Source organism: Parolsenella catena (genome assembly GCF_003966955.1).
GTDB classification, from domain to species: Bacteria; Actinomycetota; Coriobacteriia; order Coriobacteriales; family Atopobiaceae; genus Parolsenella; species Parolsenella catena.
On record NZ_AP019367.1, the window covers coordinates 553581 to 576297 of the forward strand.

23 protein-coding genes are annotated in these 22717 nt (G+C 69.3%); 21 read left to right on the forward strand and 2 right to left on the reverse strand.

Going from position 1 to position 22717, the window contains the following annotated elements; genetic code table 11:
* Position 1 precedes the first annotated feature (1 nt).
* The 6 genes from Pcatena_RS02585 (at position 2) to Pcatena_RS02610 (ending at position 5516) form a co-directional block, all read left to right on the forward strand.
* Positions 2-973: an ABC transporter ATP-binding protein gene (locus tag Pcatena_RS02585; RefSeq protein ID WP_126421359.1), complete on the forward strand. Its 972-nt coding sequence runs from the start codon at positions 2-4 to the stop codon at positions 971-973.
* The gene (locus Pcatena_RS02590; RefSeq protein WP_126421361.1) at positions 966-2063 is read left to right on the forward strand and encodes an ABC transporter substrate-binding protein; all 1098 of its coding nucleotides are present in this window, start codon (positions 966-968) and stop codon (positions 2061-2063) included. The genes Pcatena_RS02585 and Pcatena_RS02590 overlap by 8 nt, the downstream gene beginning before the upstream one ends.
* 232 nt (positions 2064-2295) lie before the next feature.
* Positions 2296-3333, forward strand: a complete 1038-nt coding sequence (gene selD, locus Pcatena_RS02595; RefSeq protein ID WP_126423339.1) for a selenide, water dikinase SelD — start codon at positions 2296-2298, stop codon at positions 3331-3333.
* A 72-nt stretch (positions 3334-3405) separates the two neighbouring features.
* On the forward strand, positions 3406-4032 hold the full coding sequence (gene yedF, locus Pcatena_RS02600) for a sulfurtransferase-like selenium metabolism protein YedF (protein WP_126421363.1): 627 nt from the start codon (positions 3406-3408) through the stop codon (positions 4030-4032).
* 10 nt (positions 4033-4042) lie between these two features.
* Positions 4043-4288, forward strand: coding sequence for a DUF3343 domain-containing protein (locus Pcatena_RS02605; RefSeq protein ID WP_232619883.1), 246 nt, complete (start codon positions 4043-4045; stop codon positions 4286-4288).
* A gap of 67 nt (positions 4289-4355) precedes the next feature.
* Positions 4356-5516, forward strand: a complete 1161-nt coding sequence (locus tag Pcatena_RS02610; RefSeq protein ID WP_126421367.1) for an aminotransferase class V-fold PLP-dependent enzyme — start codon at positions 4356-4358, stop codon at positions 5514-5516.
* Positions 5517-5751: 235 nt separating this feature from the next.
* Here Pcatena_RS02610 and yqeC read toward each other — a convergent pair whose 3' ends face one another.
* A complete protein-coding gene (yqeC, locus tag Pcatena_RS02615; RefSeq protein ID WP_126421369.1) occupies positions 5752-6486 on the reverse strand; it encodes a selenium cofactor biosynthesis protein YqeC in 735 nt (244 codons plus the stop codon).
* 110 nt (positions 6487-6596) lie between these two features.
* Here yqeC and yqeB point away from each other — a divergent pair, with 110 nt between their 5' ends.
* From yqeB to Pcatena_RS02690, 15 genes are all read left to right on the forward strand, one after another.
* Entirely contained in the window at positions 6597-7391 is a 795-nt protein-coding gene (gene yqeB / locus Pcatena_RS02620; protein WP_126421371.1) for a selenium-dependent molybdenum cofactor biosynthesis protein YqeB, read from the forward strand.
* Positions 7392-7393: 2 nt separating this feature from the next.
* The gene (locus Pcatena_RS02625; RefSeq protein ID WP_126421373.1) at positions 7394-8404 is read left to right on the forward strand and encodes an XdhC family protein; all 1011 of its coding nucleotides are present in this window, start codon (positions 7394-7396) and stop codon (positions 8402-8404) included.
* Between the two features lie 228 nt (positions 8405-8632).
* Entirely contained in the window at positions 8633-9520 is an 888-nt protein-coding gene (modA, locus tag Pcatena_RS02630) for a molybdate ABC transporter substrate-binding protein (RefSeq protein WP_172596356.1), read from the forward strand.
* Positions 9521-9549: 29 nt separating this feature from the next.
* Positions 9550-10224, forward strand: a complete 675-nt coding sequence (gene modB / locus Pcatena_RS02635; protein WP_126421375.1) for a molybdate ABC transporter permease subunit — start codon at positions 9550-9552, stop codon at positions 10222-10224.
* On the forward strand, positions 10221-11375 hold the full coding sequence (locus tag Pcatena_RS02640) for a sulfate/molybdate ABC transporter ATP-binding protein (protein WP_232619884.1): 1155 nt from the start codon (positions 10221-10223) through the stop codon (positions 11373-11375). Before modB ends, Pcatena_RS02640 begins: the two co-directional genes overlap by 4 nt.
* 11 nt (positions 11376-11386) lie before the next feature.
* Positions 11387-12337 (forward strand): GTP 3',8-cyclase MoaA, encoded by a 951-nt coding sequence (gene moaA, locus Pcatena_RS02645; protein WP_126421377.1) that lies wholly within the window; start codon positions 11387-11389, stop codon positions 12335-12337.
* Between the two features lies 1 nt (position 12338).
* Complete coding sequence (gene moaC / locus Pcatena_RS02650) at positions 12339-12908, forward strand: cyclic pyranopterin monophosphate synthase MoaC (RefSeq protein ID WP_408634302.1); 570 nt, start codon at positions 12339-12341, stop codon at positions 12906-12908.
* A gap of 1 nt (position 12909) precedes the next feature.
* On the forward strand, positions 12910-13404 hold the full coding sequence (locus tag Pcatena_RS02655; protein ID WP_232619885.1) for an MOSC domain-containing protein: 495 nt from the start codon (positions 12910-12912) through the stop codon (positions 13402-13404).
* On the forward strand, positions 13401-14435 hold the full coding sequence (locus tag Pcatena_RS02660; RefSeq protein ID WP_126421379.1) for a molybdopterin-binding protein: 1035 nt from the start codon (positions 13401-13403) through the stop codon (positions 14433-14435). The genes Pcatena_RS02655 and Pcatena_RS02660 overlap by 4 nt, the downstream gene beginning before the upstream one ends.
* An 18-nt stretch (positions 14436-14453) precedes the next feature.
* Positions 14454-15683, forward strand: a complete 1230-nt coding sequence (locus Pcatena_RS08115; protein ID WP_172596357.1) for a molybdenum cofactor synthesis domain-containing protein — start codon at positions 14454-14456, stop codon at positions 15681-15683.
* Positions 15684-15785: 102 nt separating this feature from the next.
* Positions 15786-16166 (forward strand): phasin family protein, encoded by a 381-nt coding sequence (locus Pcatena_RS02670; protein ID WP_126421381.1) that lies wholly within the window; start codon positions 15786-15788, stop codon positions 16164-16166.
* Positions 16167-16171: 5 nt separating this feature from the next.
* A complete protein-coding gene (locus tag Pcatena_RS02675; protein WP_198433410.1) occupies positions 16172-17989 on the forward strand; it encodes an ABC1 kinase family protein in 1818 nt (605 codons plus the stop codon).
* A 294-nt stretch (positions 17990-18283) separates the two neighbouring features.
* Positions 18284-20299 carry a molecular chaperone HtpG gene (gene htpG, locus Pcatena_RS02680; RefSeq protein WP_126421383.1) on the forward strand — a complete coding sequence of 672 codons (2016 nt, stop codon included), beginning with the start codon at positions 18284-18286 and terminating at the stop codon, positions 20297-20299.
* A gap of 246 nt (positions 20300-20545) precedes the next feature.
* Positions 20546-21025 carry a nucleoside deaminase gene (locus tag Pcatena_RS02685; RefSeq protein WP_126421385.1) on the forward strand — a complete coding sequence of 160 codons (480 nt, stop codon included), beginning with the start codon at positions 20546-20548 and terminating at the stop codon, positions 21023-21025.
* Positions 21026-21034: 9 nt separating this feature from the next.
* A complete protein-coding gene (locus Pcatena_RS02690; RefSeq protein WP_126421387.1) occupies positions 21035-21814 on the forward strand; it encodes a GntR family transcriptional regulator in 780 nt (259 codons plus the stop codon).
* A 76-nt stretch (positions 21815-21890) separates the two neighbouring features.
* Here Pcatena_RS02690 and Pcatena_RS02695 read toward each other — a convergent pair whose 3' ends face one another.
* Positions 21891-22640, reverse strand: a complete 750-nt coding sequence (locus tag Pcatena_RS02695) for an acyl-[acyl-carrier-protein] thioesterase (RefSeq protein ID WP_126421390.1) — start codon at positions 22638-22640, stop codon at positions 21891-21893.
* Between the last annotated feature and the right edge of the window lie 77 nt (positions 22641-22717).

The window sequence follows — 22717 nt, forward strand, 5'->3', positions numbered from 1 at the left end:
CGTGTTTCTCGAGCTCAGCGGCTTGAAAAAGTCATTCTCGGGGCATGAGGTCATCCACGACGTGTCGCTGTCGGTGCAGCGCGGCGAGATCGTGTGCCTGCTGGGCGCCTCCGGCTGCGGCAAGACCACGACGCTTCGCCTCGTGGGAGGCTTCCTTGTGCCAGACGCCGGGTCGGTGACGCTCGACGGCACGGACGTGACGCGCATGCCGCCCGAGGTGAGGCCCACCTCAACGGTGTTCCAGTCCTACGCGCTGTTCCCGCACCTCACGGTTGCGGGCAACGTGGCCTACGGCCTGCGCCAGGCCGGCGTCGGCCGTGCCGAGGCCGAGGAGCGCGCCCGCCAGATGCTTGACGCCGTGGGCCTGGAGGACCAGGCGGACGCGGGCGTGGCAGACATCTCGGGCGGGCAGCGCCAGCGCGTGGCCCTCGCGCGCTCGCTCGTGCTGGGCCCCAAGGTCCTTCTGCTTGACGAGCCGTTCAGCAACCTCGACGCCAACCTGCGCCTGCGCATGCGTCGCGAGGTGCGCGACATCCAGCGCCGCTTTGGCGTCACGATGCTGTTCGTGACGCATGACCGCGAGGAGGCCATGGCGTTTGGCGACCGCATCGCCGTCATGCACGAGGGGAGGCTCGTCCAGGTGGGGACGCCGCGCGAGGTCTACCGCCACCCGGCAGACCTGTACTGCGCGCGCTTCCTCGGCCATGTCAACGAGCTTGACCTGCCCGGCGGTCATGCGCTGTTCCGTGCCGAGGACGTCGTGGTGGGGCGCGAGGGCGGCCTTGCGGCAACCGTGGAGGAGTCGGTGTTCCTCGGCGGCACCTGCGAGCTGCGCCTGCTCGTGGACGCCCCCGGCTCGCCGGAGATTCTCGCCCGCGTGCCGGGTGACCAACAGTATGCGAGGGGCGCGCGTGTGCCCCTTGACATAGCACGTACGTTCCAGATCAAAGGGAAGGAAAGCACGAATGACTAGACAGATCTCAAGAAGGGACTTCCTGCGTCTCATGGCCGCGGCCGCCGGTACGGGGGCGCTCGGCCTCACCGCGTGCGGCGGCTCGGGCACCCAGGCCGCGACCACGGCTGCCGCCACGGGTGCGGCCCTCACGTCCACCTCGGGCAAGACGCTCAAGGCCCTGTGCACGAACGAGTCCTACAAGACCCTGTTCGACAAGTTCACCGCCGAGGTCGGCGCTCCCGTCGAGTTCGTGTCGATGTCGTCGGGCGAGGTCCTCTCCAAGCTCAAGGCCGAGGGCGGCAAGCCCGCGGCCGACCTGTGGTTTGGCGGCGGCATCGACTCGTTCATGAGCGCCGCTGACTCGGGGCTTCTCGAGAAGGTCGACTTCGACCGCGCCTCGTCGTTCGCCGACGGCTTCAAGAGCCCGGACAACTACTGGTTCTCCAAGGGCGCCACGGTCGTGGGCTTCATCGTCAACAACGACATCCTGTCCGAGATCGGCGCCGAGGCCCCCAAGAGCTGGGCGGACCTCACCAACCCCGTCTTCAAGGACGAGATCATGATGTCGAGCCCGGCCGTCTCCGGCACGAACTACGCCGCCGTGGCCGCGCTGCTGCAGACGATGGGCGAGGACAAGGGCTGGGAGTACCTCGCGCAGCTCAACAACAACATCCCGTTCTACACCAAGCGCGGCAGCGACCCCTCGACGCGCGTCGCCGCCGGCGAGGCCGCCGTGGGCATCACCTACATCGACAACACGCTCGATGACATCCTGGCAGACGGCACGCTGAGCATCGTCTATCCCGAGGAGGGCATGCCCTACATCCCCGACGGCGTGGCCGCCTTCGCCGGTGCCGACGACGTGGAAGACTCCAAGCTCTTCATCGAGTGGCTCTTCTCGAGCGACGAGAACCTCAAGGAGCTTGCCGACATCGACAAGAAGACGACGATGCTGCTCGCCCTGCCCGACGTCTCTGGCCTGACGCTTGACTTCGACACCTCGCAGCTCATGGACGAGGACCTCACGAAGTTTGGTAGCGCCCGCGAGGCGACGCTCGCCAAGTGGGACGAGGTCACGAGCGGCAAGGAGATCGTCTCCAACTCGTAGGGAGGCGAGACGTTCCGTCCTCGGTCGGCGCGTACGTGCTGGGGCGCGCCGTGGCGCCGGGCGTTGTTCGATTCTCGGATAACGTCCGGCGCTTCCTCGAGGTCATGGCGGACAGGCTGGGTGTCTCGCAGGGGCCGCCGAGCGCGCGTTGGCGCTCATGGGGTAGAACGAAAACGTTGGCAATCGCGCACGGGCCGGCGGCCGACTGCGCGGAGAGGAGAGTCACATGGACATGACGGGCGTCAGGCTCACGGAGCTCGTGGAAGCGGCCGGGTGCGCGGCGAAGCTCGCGCCGGGCTACCTCTCGCAGGTGCTCGCCGACCTGCCGCGCCTTGAGGACTCGCGCCTGCTCGTGGGCTTCGACGCCTCGGACGACGCCTACGTCTACGACCTGGGGGACGGTCGCGGCCTTGTGGGGACCACGGACTTCTTCCCGCCCATGGTGGACGACCCGTACCTGTTTGGCCAGGTTGCGGCCGCCAACGCCCTCTCGGACGTCTGGGCCATGGGCGGGCGTCCCGTGCTCGCGCTCAACCTGCTGTGCTTTCCCAACTGCCTGGGCCTGGAGGTGGCCGGCCAGATCCTGGCCGGAGGCGCTGACAAGTGTCGCGAGGCGGGCGTCATCGTGGCCGGCGGCCATTCCATCAACGATCACGAGCCCAAGTTCGGCCTGGCCGTCACGGGCTTCGTGGAGATCGACCACATGCTCACCAACGGTGGCGCGCGTCCCAGAGACGCGCTCATACTCACGAAGGCGCTCGGCACGGGCGTCCTCACGACGGCCCACAAGGCCGAGCTGCTCGACGACGCCGGCGTGAAGGTCGCCACGGACTCGATGATCACGCTCAACAAGTACGGCGCCGAGGCGCTGCGCGGCTTGCACGCCCACGCCGCCACCGACGTCACGGGCTTCTCGCTCATGGGCCACGGCTGCGAGATGGCCGAGGCAAGCGGCGTCACGCTCGAGGTCCACGCGCCCGACGTGCCCGTCATGGCCCGCGCCCGCGAGATGGCGGCCATGGGCCTCATCCCGGCCGGCGCCTACCGCAACCGCGACTTCTTTGGCCCGCGCGTGGACGTGGCGCCCGACGTGCCGCTCGACCTGTCCGACGTGCTCTTTGATCCGCAGACTTCCGGCGGCCTTCTCGTGGCCCTGCCGGCGGCCGAGGCTGATGAGTACGTTGGCCGCCTGCGCGAGTTGGGCCAGCCCGCCACCGTGGTTGGCCAGGCGGTGCCTCGCGCAGGGCACTCCGTGCGCGTGACGATGTAAGAGGCCCGCAAACCTGCAACAGGGCCCGCGAGAGGGGGCGTCCCCTCTCGCGGGAACGAGAAAGGAACCAACATGTCCGAGAACAAGCTCGTCATCGACGCGCGCGGCGACGCGTGCCCCATCCCCGTCGTGAAGACACTCAAGGCGCTGGGCGCGCTTGCGGGCCCCGGCGAGGTCGAGACGATCGTTGACAACAAGGTGGCCGTCGAGAACCTCACGCGCATGGCCTCCTCCAAGGGCTGCGCGAGCGCGGCCGAGCAGACGGCCGAGAAGGAGTGGCACGTCACGACGACGGCGTCTAAGGCCGTCGCGGTTGCCGCCGGCGAGCCCGAGGCCGCCACGTGCGAGGTTCCGGCCGCCAAGAGAAACGTCACGGTGCAGATCAGCGCCGAGACCATGGGCACGGGTGACGACCTCCTGGGCAAGAAGCTCATGAAGGCGTTCATCTTCTCGCTTACGCAGCTCGAGGAGCTGCCGCAGACCATCCTGTTCTACAACGGCGGCGCGCACCTCACCTGCGAGGGCTCCGACTCGCTCGAGGACCTGAAGAACCTCGCGGACGCCGGTGTGGAGATCCTCACCTGCGGCACGTGCACGGACTTCTACGGCATCACCGACAAGCTCGCCGTGGGCGAGGTCACGAACATGTACGTCATCGCCGAGAGGCTCTCGGGCGCCTCGGTCGTCGTGAGGCCGTAGCGTGCCGCGCGTGCGCAGGCCCGCGCTCGTGCTCACGTTCCCCACGACGGCCGCGGCCATGGCATGCGAGGAGCTGTGCAGGCACGCAGGGCTGCCAGGGCGCATGATTCCCGTGCCCGGGCAGATCAGCGCCGGCTGCGGGCTGGCCTGGAAGGCGGCGCCGCAGGACCAAGACGCGCTCGTCTCGGCCCTGGCCGAGGCTGGCGTTGCGGTCGAGGGCGCCGACGTCATCGAGATGCTCGAGTTCGTAAGGTGAGACAAGGGGACAGTCCCCTTGTCTCATTGGAGCGGGGCAGGCACCTGTTCCATGCTTGGAGGATGCCATGATCTACCTGGACAACGCCGCGACGACGATGCGCAAGCCGCAGGCGGTCATCGACGCCGTCGTGGGGGCGATGGGCTCGCTCGGCAACGCCGGGCGCGGTGCGGGCACGGGCGCCATGGGCGCGGCGCGCGTGATCCACGAGTGCCGTGAGCGCGTGGCGGGCCTTCTCGGCTGCCCGAGCGCGGACCACGTGGCGTTTGCCCCCAACTCGACCGAGGCGCTCAACTGCGTCATCAACGGCATCGTGGGTGCCGGCGACCGCGTGGTCACCACGGTGCTCGAGCACAACTCGGTGCTGCGGCCGCTCAACCGCCTTGCCGCCGAGCGCGGCGTCTCCGTGGCCCACGCGGGGTGCGACGCGTTGGGGCGCCTTGACATGGACGAGCTCTCCCGGCTCGTGGTGCCGGGCACGCGCGCCGTCGTGGTGACGGCGGCCTCCAACGTCACGGGAAACGTCGTTGACGTGGCGGCGGTTGCGCGCATTGCCCACGCGGCCGGGGCCCTGTGCGTGGTGGACGCGTCCCAGGCGGCGGGTCTCGTCCCCATCGACATGGCCGAGCAGGGCCTGGACGTCGTGTGCTTCACGGGCCACAAGGCGCTCATGGGGCCGCAGGGCACGGGCGGCGCCGCCGTGATGCCGGGCGTGGACGTGGCCCCGTGGAACGTGGGTGGCACGGGCGTCCATAGCTTTGACGAGCAGCAGCCGCTCGGGTGGCCCACGCGCCTTGAGGCCGGTACGCTCAACGGCCACGGGCTTGCGGGCCTGGCCGCCGGCCTGCGCTTTATTGCCGAGAACGGCGGCGTGGCGGCCATGGGGGAGCATGAGCTCTCCATGGCGCGGCGCCTGTACGAGGGCGTGGCAGACGTGCCCGGCGTCACCGTCTACGGCGACTGGCCTGCGCTGGAGCTGGGCGAGGCGAGCGCGCGCACGGGCGTCGTGGCGCTGAACGTCTCGGGCCTGGACTCTGCCGAGGTCTCGGATGCCCTCATGGACGGCTGGGACATCGCGACGCGCCCCGGCGCCCACTGCGCCCCGCTCATGCACCGCGCGCTCGGCACCGAGCGCCAGGGCATCGTGCGCCTCTCCACCAGCTGGTTCACCACGCCCGAGGAGATCGACGTGGCCATCGGCGCCATCCGAGAGATCGCGGTGGGCTAGCCGCGGGACCATCGGGGACGGGTTCGTTTGGTCCCCGCTCCGTTGCCCTGCCTTGAGCGCCCGTTTGTACAAAATGGACGCAGATTGCACGTATATTTTGACCCCGCACATGTGGCAACTGCGGTTATGCCGATAAAAACGAAGTGCTGCCCCGAATTCCCGACATTCTCGGTCCGTTTTGTACAAACGGGCCCAAATCGCTGGTATTCAGCCGCCCACCCCGTCGTCGCGGCCGCTATGCACGCACGAGCCGCTCGTCACGGACGCTGCCGAGAAGGACGGGCGTCTTGCACCCGAGTCCGCGCAGCGCGGCGGCGAAGCGGCGGGCGGCGGCAGCGCGTTCGGGCGTCTCGGCCTGGTTCACGACGATGACGTCCGGCGCGATGAGCCCGCGGGCCATCTCGTCTGCCATGCCACGGGCCACGAGCTCGGGCGTTGCCGTGTCATAGACGCCGCATCCGACGCGCTCGCACAGCAGGGCGGCGCGGTGGACCCTCTCGCCCACGAGGCCGCCAAAGCCACTTGCGCCCACGACGCACGCCGTGAGGTCGGCGCAGGCGGGCACGACCGGCTCGTGCGAGGCGTGCGCCTTGAGCGGCAGCCGCTTGGAGCCGTCAGCCTCGACCACGAGCAGGTCTGCCGCACCCGCGAGCTCCTCGAGCGGCATCGCCGGCGCCGCGAGCCTGCCCAGGTCGTCGGCGGTGGGCGTGCCCACGCACGCCAGGCCGCGGTCGTCGAGCGCCCGCGTGAGCTCGCGCATGTCGCCCGAGGTCACGAGTGGCATCCCCCCAAACGGCAGGAAGTGCGTCGTCGTGGCGAGCACGACGCGTCCGCCTCGCGCCGCGGCGTCCTCGCCCAGCGCACGCAGGAGCGTGGACTTGCCGCCGCTGCCGATGACGGCCACGCAGCGCACGCCCCCGGAGGAGATGCGTCCGCCCACGGATGAGAGCAGCGAGTCAAGACAATTCATCAGGCAACCAAACTTATAGTTAGGGTCAAGCTGGCTCGAGCGTTATTCTCGGGAATATACTACGCTGAGCCACACACCAATTCTGACGCATGCCAGGGATGGGAGAGACCATGCTCGTAGAGATTCGGGGGGCGGGCGACATCGCGACCGGCATCGCGTTGCGCCTGCATCGCGCCGGCTGCAAGGTCGTCATGTGCGACCTGCCCACGCCCACGTCCATTCGCCGCACCGTGTGCTTCTCCGAGGCGATCCGCCTGGGGGAGTGCGAGGTCGAGGGGGTCCGCGCGCGCCTCGCGCACTCGCTGGCCGAGGCACGCACCATCGTGGTCTCCGGCGAGGTCGCCGTGCTCGTGGACCCCGAGGGCGCAAGCGCCCGCGAGCTGAGGCCGGCCGTTCTCGTGGACGCCATCCTCGCCAAGAGGAATCTCGGCACCACGATGGACATGGCGCCCGTGGTCATCGGCGTGGGGCCCGGCTTCACGGCCGGCAGGGACTGCCATGCCGTGGTGGAGACCAAGCGTGGCCACTACCTGGGACAGGTCATCCTGGACGGTCCCGCCGCGCCCAACACGGGCATCCCCGGCGTCATCGCGGGCCACTCGGCGGACCGCGTGCTGCGCGCCCCGGCCGACGGCGTCTTTGAGCCGGTGCTCCAGATCGGCGACGTCGTGCGTGCCGGGCAGGTGGCGGCCACCGTGGCCGGCGTGCCCATGACCTGCACGATCGATGGCGTGCTGCGCGGCCTGCTCCAGGCCGGCGTCGAGGTCACGGCCGGCATGAAGTCCGGGGACATCGACCCGCGCTGCGAGCGCGCCCACTGCTTCACCGCCTCGGACAAGGCACGCGCCGTGGGCGGCGGCGTGCTCGAGGCCATCTGCATGTTCACGTCTCGTCTGGAGGGGTAGCCATGGAGGGGATCGCGCTTCTGCGCCGCGCGGCCGAGGAGCTGCGCGAGGGGCGCAAGGTCGTGGAGTGCGTCGTGCTCGCCTCGAGGGGGTCTGCGGCCCGCCACGCCGGCGCGCGCATGCTCACGCTCCAGGACGGCACGCTGCTGGGAACCGTGGGCGGCGGCACGCCCGAGCTGCGTTGCCAGCAGATGTGCCGGGAGGCGCTCGCGGACGGGCGCCCGCGCCGCACCACCATGGAGCGCGGCGTCGTGGACATCGCGTGCGGTGGAGCCCAGGACCTGGGGATTCGTGCCATGAGCCAGGCGGACCTCGTGGCGCTCGACGCCGCGCTCGCCGCTGCGGACGCGGGGGAGCCGGGCTGCCTTGCCGTTGACTGGTCCGCGCCCGAGCCCGTGGCGAGCTTCGTGCCCGCGGGCGCCGGGCAGGACACGGTCGCCGGGCAGGACACGGGCGCCGGCGAGCCGCCGTCGGGCCCGCGCATGGAGGGCGACGTCTACGTGGAGCCCGTCGTGGCTGCCGAGCGCGTCGTGATCTTTGGCGGCGGCCACGTGGGCCGTGCGTGCGTGCCGGCGCTTGCCGCCATCGACTTCGAGGTCACGGTGTTCGACGACCGCCCGGACGTGGCGCTGCCCGAGAACTTCCCGGACGCGGCGCACGTCATCCTTGGCAGCTTCAAGGACATCGCTGCGGGCATCACGCTTGGTGCGCGCGACTACGTCATCGTCATGACGCACGGCCACGTGGCAGACGAGGACGTCGTGGCCCAGGCCATCGGGGCCCATCCGCGCTACCTGGGCTGCATGGGCAGCCGCCACAAGCGCCGCGTGCTCGAGAGGGTCGTGGCCGAGCGTGGCGCCTCGCCTGCGGAGATTGCGGCCGTGGACCTGCCGATAGGCCTGTCGCTCGGCGCCGTGACGCCCGCGGAGATCGCCGTGAGCATCGCCGCCAAGCTCATCGAGGTGCGCCACGCCCACGACGGCGATGCGTCCCACGCCTGCCCGAGCCACTAGGGGGCGGAGCCCCTTGGGCGCCCCTGCGCCTTGTGCCGTGGCGGCCGCTCGCGGAGCGCCTGCCACCATTCCAAAGATTGTTGTTGCCTAACAAAAAGTTAGACGTCACACTTGCTGGTGAGCGTTGTTCGATAATAGATATAACGACTTTCAAGCGATAATAAATTCTCGCGCGCAGCGTTCCATCTGCCATACTGGGAGGCGGGCGGGAGAGGGAAAGGGGACGCCATGAACGCCATGAACACCATGACTCGCAGGCAGGCCATCGCTACGCTGGGTGCCGGCATCGCCACGCTCGCGGGCCTCGGCCTCACCGCGTGCGGAGGCAACGGTGACGCCACCGGCACGGCATCCACCACCGCAGCCTCTACCGCCGCGGCCGACACCCTCACGGTCTTTGCCGCCGCGAGCATGACGGAGAGCCTCACGAAGGCCACGGACGCGTTCACCTCCGAGACGGGCACCCAGGTCTCGTTCAACTTCGACTCCTCGGGCACGCTCAAGACCCAGATCCAGGAGGGCGCGGAGTGTGACGTGTTCATCTCCGCCGGCCAGAAGCAGATGAACCAGCTCGACGCCGCGGCCACCAGCGGCAACGAGGAGGGTCTCGACCTCATCGAGAGCGACACGCGCTTCAACATCCTGCAGAACGAGGTCACGCTCGTGGTGCCCGAGGGCAATCCCAGAAACATCAACGGCTTCGACGAGCTCGCCGAGCACCTCAAGGCTGGCGACGTCAAGCTCGCCATGGGCAACTCGGACGTTCCCGTGGGCCAGTACACCCAGAAGATCCTGGCCTACTACGGCCTCGACGAGGGCGAGCTGGCCGCCGCCGGCGTGCTCACGTACGGCACGAACGTCAAGGAGGTCACGACGCAGGTCTGCGAGGCCGCCGTGGACTGCGGCGTCATCTACCGCACGGACGCCGTCTCGGCCTGCCTTGCGGTGGTGGACGCGGCCACCAAGGACATGTGCGGGGAGGTCGTCTACCCGGCCGCCGTGGTCAAGGGCTCCAAGCACGAGCAGGCCGCCGGCCGCTACCTCGAGTTCCTCAGGGGCTCGGCGGCAAGCGCCTGCTTCGAGGAGGTCGGCTTCAAGCCGCTGGCGAGCGCCTAGCGCGCCGCCTTGTCTGGGAGGACTCGCACGTGGACTGGTTCCCGCTCATAAACTCGCTGCGCATTGCGGCCGTCTCCACGGTCGTTGTGTTCTTCGTGGGCGTGGGCGCCGCCCAGCTCATCGCCCGGCTGCCGCGCTACGCCAAGGCCCTCATCGACGTCGTCCTCACGCTGCCGCTCGTGCTGCCGCCCACTGTCGTGGGATACCTGCTGCTGCTTGTGCTGGGGCCCCGGCGCGTCGTGGGCGCGTGGGCGCTCCAGGCGTTTGGCGTCCGCCTCACGATGACGTGGTACAGCGCGATCTTCGCCTGCGTGGTCGTGGCGTTCCCGCTCATGTACCGCACGGCCCGCGGCGCGTTCGAGGCCTATGACAAGACGCTCACGCACGCGGCGCTCACGCTGGGCAGGAGCCGCACCTGGGCCTTCTGGCGCGTGCAGATGCCGTGCTGCGCGCAGGGCGTCCTCGCCGGGGCGGTCCTCGCGTTCGCCCGCGCGCTTGGCGAGTACGGCGCCACGGCCATGATCTGCGGCTACACGCCCGGCCAGACGGCCACGGTCTCCACGACGGTCTACCAGCTGTGGCGCACCGGCGACGACGCGCTGGCCCTCAAGTGGGTGCTCGTGAACGTGGCCATCTCGGCCGTGGTGCTGCTCGCCATGAACTGGCTCGAGGGGCGCGCCCGCACGCGGGGAGGCCGCGCATGAGCCTGTCGGTTGACATCCGCAAGCGGCTTGGGGACTTCTCGCTCGACGTCTCGTTCAAGGCCGAGAACCCCGCCGAGACGCTCGCGCTTCTCGGCGCCTCGGGCTGCGGCAAGAGCATGGCGCTCAAGTGCGTCGCCGGCGTGGAGCGCCCCGACGAGGGTCGCATCGTGCTGAACGGGCGGGTGCTGTATGACTCGGCCGCCCGTGTCAACGTGCCCGCGCAGCGCAGGCACGTGGGCTACCTGTTCCAGAGCTACGCGCTGTTTCCCACGATGACCGTGCTCGACAACGTGCTCGTGGGGGCCCGCGGCGCCACGCGCGCCGAGCGCCTGGCCATGGCCGCCCGGCAGATCCGTGCCTTCAGGCTCGAGGGGCTCGAGGGTCGCCGCCCCGCCGAGCTCTCCGGCGGCCAGCAGCAGCGCTGCGCCCTTGCCCGCATCATGGCGAGCGAGCCCGAGCTGCTGTTGCTCGACGAGCCGTTCAGCGCGCTCGACGGCTACCTGCGCTGGCAGCTCGAGCTGGAGCTCGCCGACACCCTGCGGGAGTTCCCGGGGGGCGTGGTGTTCGTGACGCACAGCCGCGACGAGGTCTACCGCATGTGCGACCGCGTCTGCGTGCTCACGGACGGCAGGGGCGGCCGCACCGTCCCCACGAGCGAGCTGTTCGACGCGCCCGCCACGCTCGCCGAGGCCCTCATCAGCGGCTGCAAGAACGTGAGCCCCGCCGTGCCCGTGGGTCCCGAGACGCTCGACTGCGCGGACTGGGGCGTGCGCCTTGCCTGCGGACGTGCCGTGGCGGGCTGCGCCCACGCGGGCATCCGCGCGCACTTCCTGCGCATCGTGGAGGCCGACGGCCGCCCCGTGGACACGATCGGGGACGTCGCCACCGGCTTTGGCTCGGCGCGCGGGCAGGGCGAGCAGTGCGCGGCCAGCCGCTCGCGCGTCGTTGTCCGCTCACGTGCCGAGAACCGCATCCCGTGCACCGTGGCGCGCGTCATCGACAACGTGTTCTCGACCATCGTCATGTGCGCCACTCCCGGCGGTGCCTGCCTGCGCGTGGAGCTCGGGAAGGACGCCTGGGCCGCGCTCGGCTGCCCCGCGCGCGTCACGCTCCAGGTTGCGCCGTCAGACGTCATGCCGCTCGTGGACTAGGGGGAAACATCGTGCGAGACACCCTTGGAAGAGACATCTCCTACCTGCGCCTGTCCGTGACCGACAAGTGCAACTGCCGCTGCGTGTACTGCATGCCGGCCGCCGGCGTGCCCGCGCGCGCACACCGCGACCTGCTCACGTTCGAGGAGCTCACCGACATCGTGGCCGCCGCGGCCACGCTTGGCGTGCGCAAGGTGCGCGTCACGGGCGGCGAGCCGCTCGCGCGCCGCGGCGTCGTGGACCTCGTGCGTATGCTGTCCGAGGTGCCCGGTATCGACGAGGTGGACATGACCACGAACGCCACCATGCTCGCGCCCGTGGCCGCCGACCTGCGTGCCGCCGGCCTCACGCGCCTCAACGTGAGCCTGGACACCCTGCGCCCCGAGTGCTATCGCGCCATCACGCGCACGGGAGAGCTTGCCGACGCCCTTGCCGGCCTTCGCGCCGCGCGCGAGGCGGGCTTCACGAACACCAAGATAAACTGCGTGCTCATGGGCGGCGTGAACGACGACGAGATCGCCGACTTCGTGGACATCGCCCGTCGCGAGCCCATAGAGGTGCGCTTCATCGAGCTCATGCCCATGGGGGAGTGCGCCCGCTGGCCGCGCGAGCGCTTCGTCGCCGGCGAGGAGGTGCTCGGGCGCGTGCCCGAGCTGGTCCGCATGGGTGCCGGAGGGGTCGCCGAGCTCTACGCGGCCCCCGGGTTTGCGGGGCGCGTGGGGCTCATCCGCGCCGTGAGCCACAAGTTCTGCTCGGGCTGCGACCGCATACGCGTCACGGCGGACGGCCGGCTCAAGCCCTGCCTGCACTCCGCGGCCGAGGTGAGCCTGCGCGGCCTTGCCGGCCCCGCGCTCGCGGAGGCGATCCGCGCGGGCATCGCGGCAAAGCCCGCGCACCACAACCTGGCGCCCGGCGTGCGTGCAAGCGACACGCCGCGGGACATGTTCGAGATAGGGGGATAGCGTGGAGCAGCAAGACATTCTCGGCACGCAAGGGGGCGGGGCCGCGGGCGCGCCCGGCCGCGAGGTGCTGCGGCCCGCCACGTCCGCGTCCATCCGCGACGCGGAGCTCACGCACGTGAACGAGCAGGGCCGCGCGCGCATGGTGGACGTGGGCGCCAAGCCCGTGACCGCCCGCGTGGCCCGCGCGGCGGGCAAGGTGCTCATGGCGCCCTCGACGCTCGAGCTCGTGCGCAGCGGCGGCACCCGCAAGGGAGACGTCCTCGCCGTGGCGCAGGTGGCCGGCATCATGGCGGCCAAGCGCACCTGGGAGCTCGTGCCGATGTGCCACCAGGTGCCGCTCTCGGGCGTGGACCTCGGCTTTGCCTATGAGGCCGACGGCATCGCCATCGAGGCCACGGCCCGCTGCAAGGGTGAGACGGGCGTGGAGATGGAGGCGCTCACCGCGGTGTCGGTGGCGGCGCTCACCATCTATGACATGTGCAAGTCGCACCAGCGTGACATGGTCATCGAGCGCGTGCGGCTCATGGAGAAGGACGGTGGCCGCTCGGGCCACTTCGTGAGGGAGGACTAGCGTGGAGCAGTTTGGGAGCGCGCCGGACGCGATCGCGGGCGCGGCATCGCGCGAGGCGAGCGTCATCGCCGTGTGCGCGAGCGAGCGCAAGGGCACCAGAAAGCACCCCGTGGAGGCCATCGAGCTTTTGGTGGGCACGGGCGTGGCCGGAGACGCCCACGCGGGCGCCTGGCACCGCCAGGTGAGCCTGCTGCCCGACGAGGCGGTGGACGAGCTGCGCGGCGTCCTGCCCAGCCTGGCGCCGGGTGACTTCGCCGAGAACATCCTCACGCGCGGGCTCGACCTCAAGTCGCTGCCCGTGGGCACTACGCTCGCGGCCGGCACGGCGCTTCTCGCCGTGACGCAGATTGGCAAGAAGTGCCACAACGACTGCGAGATCCGCCGCCTCACCGGCAAGTGCGCCATGCCCAGCGAGGGCATATTCGCCGTGGTCATCCGCGATGGCGTCGTGCGCGCGGGGGATGCGGTGCGCGTGGTGGAGGTGAGCGAGCGATGAGGGAGCTTGCGGTCCAGGACGCCGTGGGGCACGTGCTGTGCCACGACATGACCCAGATCATCCCCGGCAAGTTCAAGGGCGCGCGGTTCCGCAAGGGCCACGTCGTGACCCCCGAGGACGTGGACGTGCTGCTCTCCATGGGCAAGCGCAGCGTCTACGTGTGGGAGATGCAGCCGGGGATGCTGCACGAGAACGACGCGGCACTGCGCCTGTGTGCGCTTGCCGAGGGGCCGGGCTGCACGCACAAGCCCGACATCAAGGAGGGAAAGATCGAGCTCACGGCAGCGCATGACGGCTGCTTCACCGTACGCTCCGAGGCGCTTCTCGCCGTGAACCGCGTGCCGCAGGTCATGGTGGCCACGCGCAAGGGGAACACGGCCGTGCGTGCGGGCGACAAGCTCGCGGGCATGCGCGTGATCCCGCTCGTCATCGACGAGGCCACGCTCGATGAGGCCGACGCCGCCGCGGCCGCCGCCCCCGGCTCCGGCCCGCTGTGCGAGGTCGTGCCGTTTTGCCTGCGTCGCGTGGGCATCGTCACCACGGGCAGCGAGGTGGCGGGCGGCCTTGTCGAGGACTCGTTCACGCCGGTGGTTCAGGCAAAGCTCGCGGCCTTTGGCATCGAGATGGTGGCCCACGAGCTGCCCGGCGACGACATGGAAGACATCGTGGCCGCCATCGGTCGCGTGCGCGAGGCGGGCGTTGACCTCGTGGTGTGCACGGGAGGCATGTCCGTGGACCCGGACGACAACACCCCCGGCGCCATCCAGCGAAGCGGCGCCGAGATGGTGACCTACGGCGCGCCGGTGCTGCCCGGCGCCATGCTGTTCGTGGGCTACTATGCAGATGGCACCCCCGTGCTGGGCCTTCCGGGCTGCGTCATGTTCGCCAAGGCCACGATCTTGGACCTCGTGCTGCCGAGAATCGCCGCGGGCATCCGCCTCACGCGCGGCGACATCGTGGCGTACGGCGAGGGCGGGCTGTGCCTGGGATGCGAGGAGTGCCACTACCCGATCTGTCCGTTTGGCAAGTAACGCGAGCTTGGAGGACCCATGGGACACCATCACGAGCAGAGCGGCGCGCTCGGCGGCGCGGCCGGCGTGCAGGCATACGCGGCGGCCGTCATCACGGTGAGCGACCGCTGCTCGGCCGGCCGGCGCGATGACGCCACGGGCCCGGCCGTGGCCGAGCTTCTCGCGCGCGAGGGGTTCGAGGTCTGCTCGACCGCGATCGTGGCAGACGACGTCAATGCGATTGGCGCGGCCATCAAAGACGCTGCCGCCGCCGACGTGGCTCTGTGCGTCACGGCCGGCGGCACGGGTCTCTCGCCGCGCGACGTCACGCCCGAGGCCACCGAGGCCGTCTGCGAGCGCATGGTCCCCGGCCTCGGCGAGCTCATGCGCGCCTCCTCGGCCGCCATCACCTCTCACGCGTGGGTCTCTCGCGCCACGGCCGGCACGCTGGGGCGCACGCTCGTGGTGAACGTGCCGGGAAGCCCCAAGGGCGCCACGGAGAACCTCGAGGCGGTCCTTGGCCCCGTGCGCCACGGCCTCAAGATGCTTCGCGCCGATGCCCCGCAGGACTGCGCAGCCGAGCGTCGCGGGTGCGAGCTCTCGCAGGCCGCGGCGTCCCTCTCGCGCAAGCCCTGCGTGCTGTTCGACTTCGACGGAACGCTCGCCGACACCAAGCCCCACATCGTGGCCACGGCCACCGAGGTCCTGCGCGGCTTTGGCCTCACGGACGATGAGATCGGCGACGCGGGCCGGCTCGTGGGGCCGCCCTTCCCGGCGGCCTTCTCGCTCGTCTACGGCCTGTCCGAGGAGGACGCCGCCGAGGTCACGCGCCGCTACCGCGCCATCTACGGGAACCTGGGCCCGGAGGCCTTCCCGCTGTTCGACGGCATCCGCGAGCTGCTCTGCGACCTGCGCGAGGCCGGCAGGAGGCTCGCGATCACCTCGTCCAAGAACGAGCGGCTCGTGCGCAAGACCCTGGCCGAGACGGGCATCGACGCTCTGTTCGACGCCGTCGTGGCCGCCCATGACCCCAAGCACGTGGGCAAGGAGCACCTTGTGGCCTCCTCGCTTGAGGCGCTTGGCTGCCAGGCGGCCGACGCCGTCATGGTGGGGGACCGCTTCTACGACATCGAGGGCGCGCGCGCCAACGGCGTGGCGAGCCTGGGCGTCTACCTGGGCAACACGGCCAAGCCCGGCGAGCTCGAGCATGCCGGCGCCACCGCCTGCGTGAGCTCCGTGGCCGACATGCGCCGCGCGCTGCTCGGCTGACGGCGACCCGCTCATTGGATTTCTCGCCCTCGCGCGGGGCCACACTGGGTACAAGAAGGGCAACGGCTGCGCGCTACGGCGCGCCAATGAGAGGAGCACACCATGGCAGACATCGCTAACGGCATCGCGGAGGCCGCCCGCACCGCGTTTCTCGCGGGCGTGGGCGCCGTCGCCTTTGGTGCCGAGAAGACCACCGAGTTCGTGGACACGCTCGTCAAGAAGGGCGAGCTCACGGTCGATCAGGGCAAGGACCTCAACCGCGAGCTCACGCAGAAGGCCAAGGACACCGTGAACGAGGCGCAGGACGCGGTGCTGCGCGCCCGCCTCGCCACCATGTCGCCCGCCGAGCGCGAAGCCTTCGCGGACCGCGCGCGCCAGATCGCGAGCGACATGAACGCCAAGGCGAGCGAGGACGCTGGAGCCACCGTTGACGTCGAGGTCGAGGTCGAGGCCGAGGACGGCGACGCCGAGGCCGCGGAGTAGCCCACTTGGCGGCGAGAGCAGACAACACCGAGCGGCAGGCCACCCCTGGTACCAAGCCGGGGGTGGCCCTCCATGCCGACCCCTCGAGCCCCGAGGCGCAAGACGCCATGTGGGAGGCGGCGCTCGCCGGCGTGGAGGGCGAGCTCGACGAGGACGACTCGGTGACGATCGGCCTTCTGCGCGGGGCACGCCGCAACGACGCGAGCCGCTACGGCGTCTCGGCCAAGCGCCGGCACGCGCGCATCCTGCAGATCTTTGGCATCGTGCGCAAGTACGACGTCTTCGGCGGCATCACGCCGGTGAAGTTTCGCCGCATGCTCGAGGAGCTTGGCCCCACGTTCGTGAAGGCGGGCCAGATCCTGTCCATGCGCTCGGAGATTCTGCCCGAGCGCTTCTGCTCCGAGCTCACGAAGCTGCGCAGCGACGTGGACCCCATGCCCTACGAGACCGTCATCGCCGTGCTCGAGCAGGAGTATGGCGGGCAGTTCGGCGAGCTGTTTGACGCCATCGGCGAGCATCCGCTGGGGTCTGCCTCCGTGGCGCAGGTGCATCGCGCGCGTCTCGCCACCGGCGAGGACGTGGCCGTGAAGGTGCAGCGCCCGCACGTCCAGGAGGTCATGGCCCAAGACATCGACATCATGCGCTCGCTCGTGCGCCACCTCACGCCCTTCTTCAAGGGCGAGCAGTTCCTTGACCTCACGAGCGTCGTCGAGGAGCTGTGGGACACCTTCCGCGAGGAGACGGACTTTCTCGTGGAGGCGCGCAACCTCGAGGAGTTCCGCCGCAACAACGAGGACTGCAAGTTCGTGACGTGCCCCAAGCCCTACCTGCGGCTGTGCACGAAGCACGTCGTGGTCATGGACTACGTGGACGGCATCACGATCTCCAGCCCGGCCCGTCTTACGGAGGAGGGCTACAACCTCACCGAGATAGGCACCAAGCTCGTGGACAACTACGCCAGCCAGCTGCTCGACGACGGCTTCTTCCACGCGGACCCGCATCCCGGCAACATCGAGGTGTTCGGCGGGCAGATCGTGTTCCTGGACCTGGGGATCACGGGCAGGCTGAGCCCGTCGCTTCGCCGCATCATGCGCGACATGATCTTCTCGGTGGCAGAGCGCGACACCCCGCGGCTCAAGAGCGCGCTTCTGCGCCTCTCGTCCACAAGCCCAGACGAGGTGGACCACGCCGAGCTGCTCGCAGACCTCGACGAGGTCGTCGACGAGTTTGGCACCGTGAGCCTCTCAGAGCTGGACCTCGGGAGCTTTCTGGGCAACATCATCGCGCTCGCGCGCCGCAACGGCATCGAGCTGCCCGGCCAGATCACGAGCATGGCCCGCGGCCTCGTGACGCTCGAGGGCGTGCTCGACGAGTTTCTGCCCGGCGTCAACATGATCGACATCATCTCCCAGCACATCCGCGCCCACACGGACGCCGCCGAGAAGCTCAGGCACGACGCGAGCGAGCTCGCCATCCGCGGCAAGGCCGCGACGAAGGGCCTGCTTGGCGCCGCCGCCCAGGCCGAGCTCGCCATGAGCATGCTCACGCGCGGCCAGCTCAAGCTCAACATGGACTTCGTGGGCTCCGAGGATCCCATCGACGACCTCTCCCACATCGCAGACCGCCTCACGCTCGGCGTGCTGTGCGTGGGGTTCCTCATCGCGGCGAGCGCCATCGTCATGAGCAGCCGCGTGCCCGCCGACGCCTTCTGCGTGCTCGGCGTGCCGGCGTTCGCGTTCGTGTGCTACGTGCTCGCGTTTGCCCTGGCGTTTGCCGTGTTGCACGACATCTGGGCCCGGCACCGCCGCAAGCACGGGAAATAGGGCGTCGCTAGGCCCCGCCGGACGCGAACGGTTCGTGGTGCATGGCCGTCTTTGCGCGGTGCTGCCGCGGGGTCTTTGACGTGTCCGCGCCGAATGGCTTAGGTATTTCGAACTTACTTTTTTGCGAAACACCCAAATGGTTCGCAAATCGCGTGCCAAATGGGGCAAAGCGAGGCTTTCGTTGAATACATGCGCCCTTTTGGGATATAAAACCTAAGTCAAGCAATGGCAGATTATCTGCGTGGCGCGCCTTTGCGCCGCGCGTCTGCCCCGCACGTTCCGGGAGGCACGCACATGCGCAAGTTCAAGACGGAGAGCAAGAAGCTCCTCGACCTCATGATCAACTCGATCTACACCAACAAGGAGATATTCCTGCGCGAGCTCATCTCCAACGCGTCGGACGCCGAGGACAAGCTCTACCTCAAGAGCCTCACGGATTCCAGCATCAAGCTCGACGAGGACAGCCTGTCCATCCGCGTCACGCCCGACAAGGACGCCCGCACGCTCACCATCTCGGACAACGGCACCGGTATGACGGCCGACGAGCTCGAGGCCAACCTCGGCACGATCGCCCACTCCGGCTCCGAGGAGTTCAAGACCGCCAACGCCGAGCACCAGGGTGACGACGTGGACATCATCGGCCAGTTCGGCGTGGGCTTCTACTCCGCGTTCATGGTCGCGAGCAAGGTTCGCGTCGTGACGCGCGCGGCCGGCGAGGACGTCGCCCACGTCTGGGAGAGTGACGGCCTGGAGGGCTACACCATCGAGGACGGCGAGCGTGACCACTGCGGCACCGACGTCATCCTCACGCTCAAGGAGGACGTCGAGGGCACCGACGGCGCCGAGGGCGAGCGCTACAGCCGCTACCTCGAGGAGTGGGAGCTCAAGAACCTCATAAAGCAGTACAGCAACTACGTGCGCCATCCCATCCAGATGATGGTGACCAAGAGCCGCCAGAAGCCCAAGCCCGAGGACGCGCCGGAGGACTACAAGCCGGAGTACGAGGACTACACCGAGCTCGAGACCATCAACTCCATGACGCCCATCTGGAAGAAGCGCGGCGACGTGGAGCAGAAGGACTACGACGAGTTCTATAAGTCCGCGTTCCACGACTGGGAGGATCCGGCCCGCACGATCACGTTCCACGCCGAGGGCGCACTCGAGTACGACGCGCTGCTCTTCATCCCCGGCAAGGCGCCGTTCGACCTGTACAGCAAGGACTATGAGAAGGGCCTGGCGCTCTACAGCTCCAACGTCCTGATCATGGACAAGTGCGCGGACCTGCTGCCCGACTACTACAACTTCGTCCGCGGCGTCGTGGACTCGCCGGACGTCACGCTCAACATCTCGCGTGAGACGCTGCAGCAGAACCGCCAGCTGCACGCCATCGCCAACCGCATCGAGAAGAAGGTCACGAGCGAGCTTCAGGCCATGCGCGACCAGGACCGTGACGCCTACGAGAAGTTCTTCGAGAACTTCGGCCGCGGCCTCAAGTTCGGCATCTACTCCAGCTACGGCATGAAGGCCTCCGAGCTCGCCGACCTGCTGCTGTTCTGGAGCGCCCGCGAGAAGAAGATGGTGACGCTCGCCGAGTACGCCAAGGCCATGCCCGCCGGCCAGAAGGCCGTCTACTACGCCGCCGGCGACTCGCGTGACCGCCTCGAGAAGATGCCCGTCGTGCGCGCCGCGCTCGACCACGGCTGTGACGTGCTGCTCTGCACGGCCGATGTGGACGAGTTCACGTTCCAGGCCATGCGCACCTACGAGGCCAAGGGCCTGCCCAAGACCTACGAGGACGACGCCGCCCGCGAGGCGGCCGAGAAGGCCGTGGCCGACGGCGCCGAGCCCGAGGTCGAGGATCGCTCGCTCGAGCTGAAGAACGTCGCCGCCGGTGACGTGGACTTTGCCACCGAGGACGAGAAGAAGGCCGCCGAGGAGACGGCGAAGGCCAACGAGGACCTCTTCGACGCCATGAAGGAGGCCCTGGGCGACAAGGTTACGAAGGTCACGGTCTCCGCGCGCCTCACCGACGCCCCGGCCGCCATCACCTCCGAGGGTCCGCTGTCGCTCGAGATGGAGAAGGTGCTCGCCGCCGGCCCGGACGCCGGCGAGGCGCCCAAGGCCCAGCGCGTGCTCGAGCTGAACGCCAAGCACCCCGTCTTCGACAAGCTCAAGGCCGCCCAGGAGTCGGGCGACAAGGAAAAGCTCTCCCTGTACGCCGGCCTGCTCTATGACCAGGCCCTGCTCGTCGAGGGCATGCTGCCGGATGACCCGGTGGCCTTCGCCAGCCACGTCTGCGAGCTCATGTAGTCGCGGCTGCCGCGACCATCCTGCCGCTCACCACGCGCCCCGTGCCGCCTGCGCCTCTCGCGCCTCGGCCCGGGGCGCTTCTCGTGCCGGACGGCTATGATGACAGGAGAAAGGTCATACCTATTACCTTTCAGGCGCCAAGACGGGTGCGCGGCCATGCGGAAGGGGGATGGTCTCGCACCCGTCGCGCGCCCTGCTCGCGCGGCCACAGGGGCGAGGCGCGGCAAAAGAGCTAAGGAGAACGTCATGGCCGAGTCCAACGAGTACTACCTGCGTCGCTGCATCCAGGTCTCCCGCGAGTCGCGCGAGCACGGCAACACGCCCTTCGGCGCCCTGCTCACGGACAAGGACGGCAACATCCTCATGGAGCAGGAGAACATCGAGATCACGCAGCGAGATGCCACCGGCCATGCCGAGACGGCGCTCGTGCGCCGCGCCAGCCACGAGTACGGCCGCGCCTTCCTCAAGGACTGCACGCTCTACACCACGGCCGAGCCGTGCGCCATGTGCTCGGGCGCCATCTACTGGGCCGGCATCGGCCGCGTGGTCTACGGCATGACGGAGCGCCGCCTGCTGCAGCTCACCGGCTCCAACGAGCAGAACCCCACGTTCGACCTGCCGTGCCGCGACGTCTTTGCCCGCGGCCAGAAGGACATCAAGGTCGAGGGCCCGTTCCCCGAGGTTGAGGAAGAGGCCGCGGAGGTCCACAAGGGCTACTGGGACTAGGTGGCCCCGATGTCTGGCATTGGCAGGGCCCCGTCGCTCTCGTCACAGGCGCGCGAGGGCCTCATGCGCATGATCGGCGAGATGGACCTCTCGCGCGGCACCAAGCTGCCACGCGAGGAGGAGCTCGCGCGCATCCTCGGCGTGAGCCGCACGACGGTTCGCCAGGCGCTCAACGACCTTGCGGCGGACGGCATCGTGCTTCGCCGCCAGGGGAGGGGGACGTTCGTCAACGCGGCGTCGCGCGGCATACGGGCGCGGTTCTCGCCCAGCACCGAGCTCACGGACGCCATCCGCGACTCCGGCTACGAGCCCGAGGTGCGCCTGCTTTCCGCGCGCGTGGCGAGTGCAGACGCGGCGGCCCGTGCGCGTCGCTCGCTTAAGCTGGACGGTGACGAGCCCATCATCGAGGTCACGAAGCTCTTCTGCGCAAGCGGGCGCACGTGCGCCGCCTGTCGTGACTGGCTCGCGCTCTCCTCGACGGGTTGCGAGACGGCCGAGGCGGCCGTGGCCGCGCTCGAGGCCTGCGACGAGTCGCTGTTCCGCTTCGTGCGCGAGGAAGGCGGCCACAGCGTCGAGTGGGACAAGGCCGAGATAGACGTGGCGACGCCTGACGAGGTTGCGGCCCTCTCGGACGCAATCGACGCCGCCGAGGTTGGCGACCGCCCCTATCTGCTCGTGCGCTCCCTCGCCTATGACGGCGACGACGAGCCCGTGGTCGTGGCCGAGGAGTACGTGGACACGAGCGTCGTGACGTTCGACCTCATTCGCCGCAAGGAGATCTTCTACTAGCGGCGTGCCAAAAGCAGCGTGACTAGCGGCGTGCCCGACGTGCCCAAAGGGGACAGACCCCTTTGGGCACGTTTCGTTAGCGGATGCGCACGAGCGCGTAGTGCTTGCCGGCCTCGTCGTCGAGCGTCACCACGGTGGCGGCTCTGCCGTCCTCGGCCTGCTCGTCGCGGTGAATGTGCGGGTAGATGACATCACCAAGCTTGGCGGCCTGGCTGTAGTGGACGTCGAGCGTGCAGGGCAGCCGCACCTCGCCCTCATCGAGCACGCCAAGGGCCAGACTCACGTACTGGGCGTTGTTGACGTGGTGGTTCGTGTCCAGGTGCGCGCCCGTCACGGTGATGGGGCAGGCCGCCACGCCCTCTCCCTCAACGCGGACCATGCGCGGGATGGGCGGCAGGTCGAGCGGCGCGTCATCGCGGGCGTCCTCCAGGTAGGGCGTGCTCTCCTCCTTCGGCGTGCGCACGGGACGGCCCTTGTTGGCGTCGAACATGAACCAGCTGGAGTCGGCGCGCACGAGCGGCGCCGCGCCAGCCTCGTCGCCCTCGCGACGCACGGTGAAGTTGCGGCTCGCGCGCAGGCCCGCAAATCCCGTGGCCCACGTGCTCACGCAGATCTTCTCGCCAAAGCGCGGCAGCTCTGAGATCTCAATCTCCCAAGCGCTCAGCAGCCAGGCAAGGCCGGTCTTGGCCGTGTGCGCGGGCCCGAGCCCCAGCTCCTCGCTGCCAAACGTGGTGCAGTCCTGCAGGTAGTCGACAAGGGCGGGGATGGTCAGCCTGCCGTCCTGTCCGATCTCGCTGTACCTCACGCGGCTCGTGAACGAATACATGTGGCTCCTCATGCTGTCGGTTGCCTTTGGAATGCGTTTTGCGACATTTCGGGCCTCACCATCACGGCGCTTGCCGC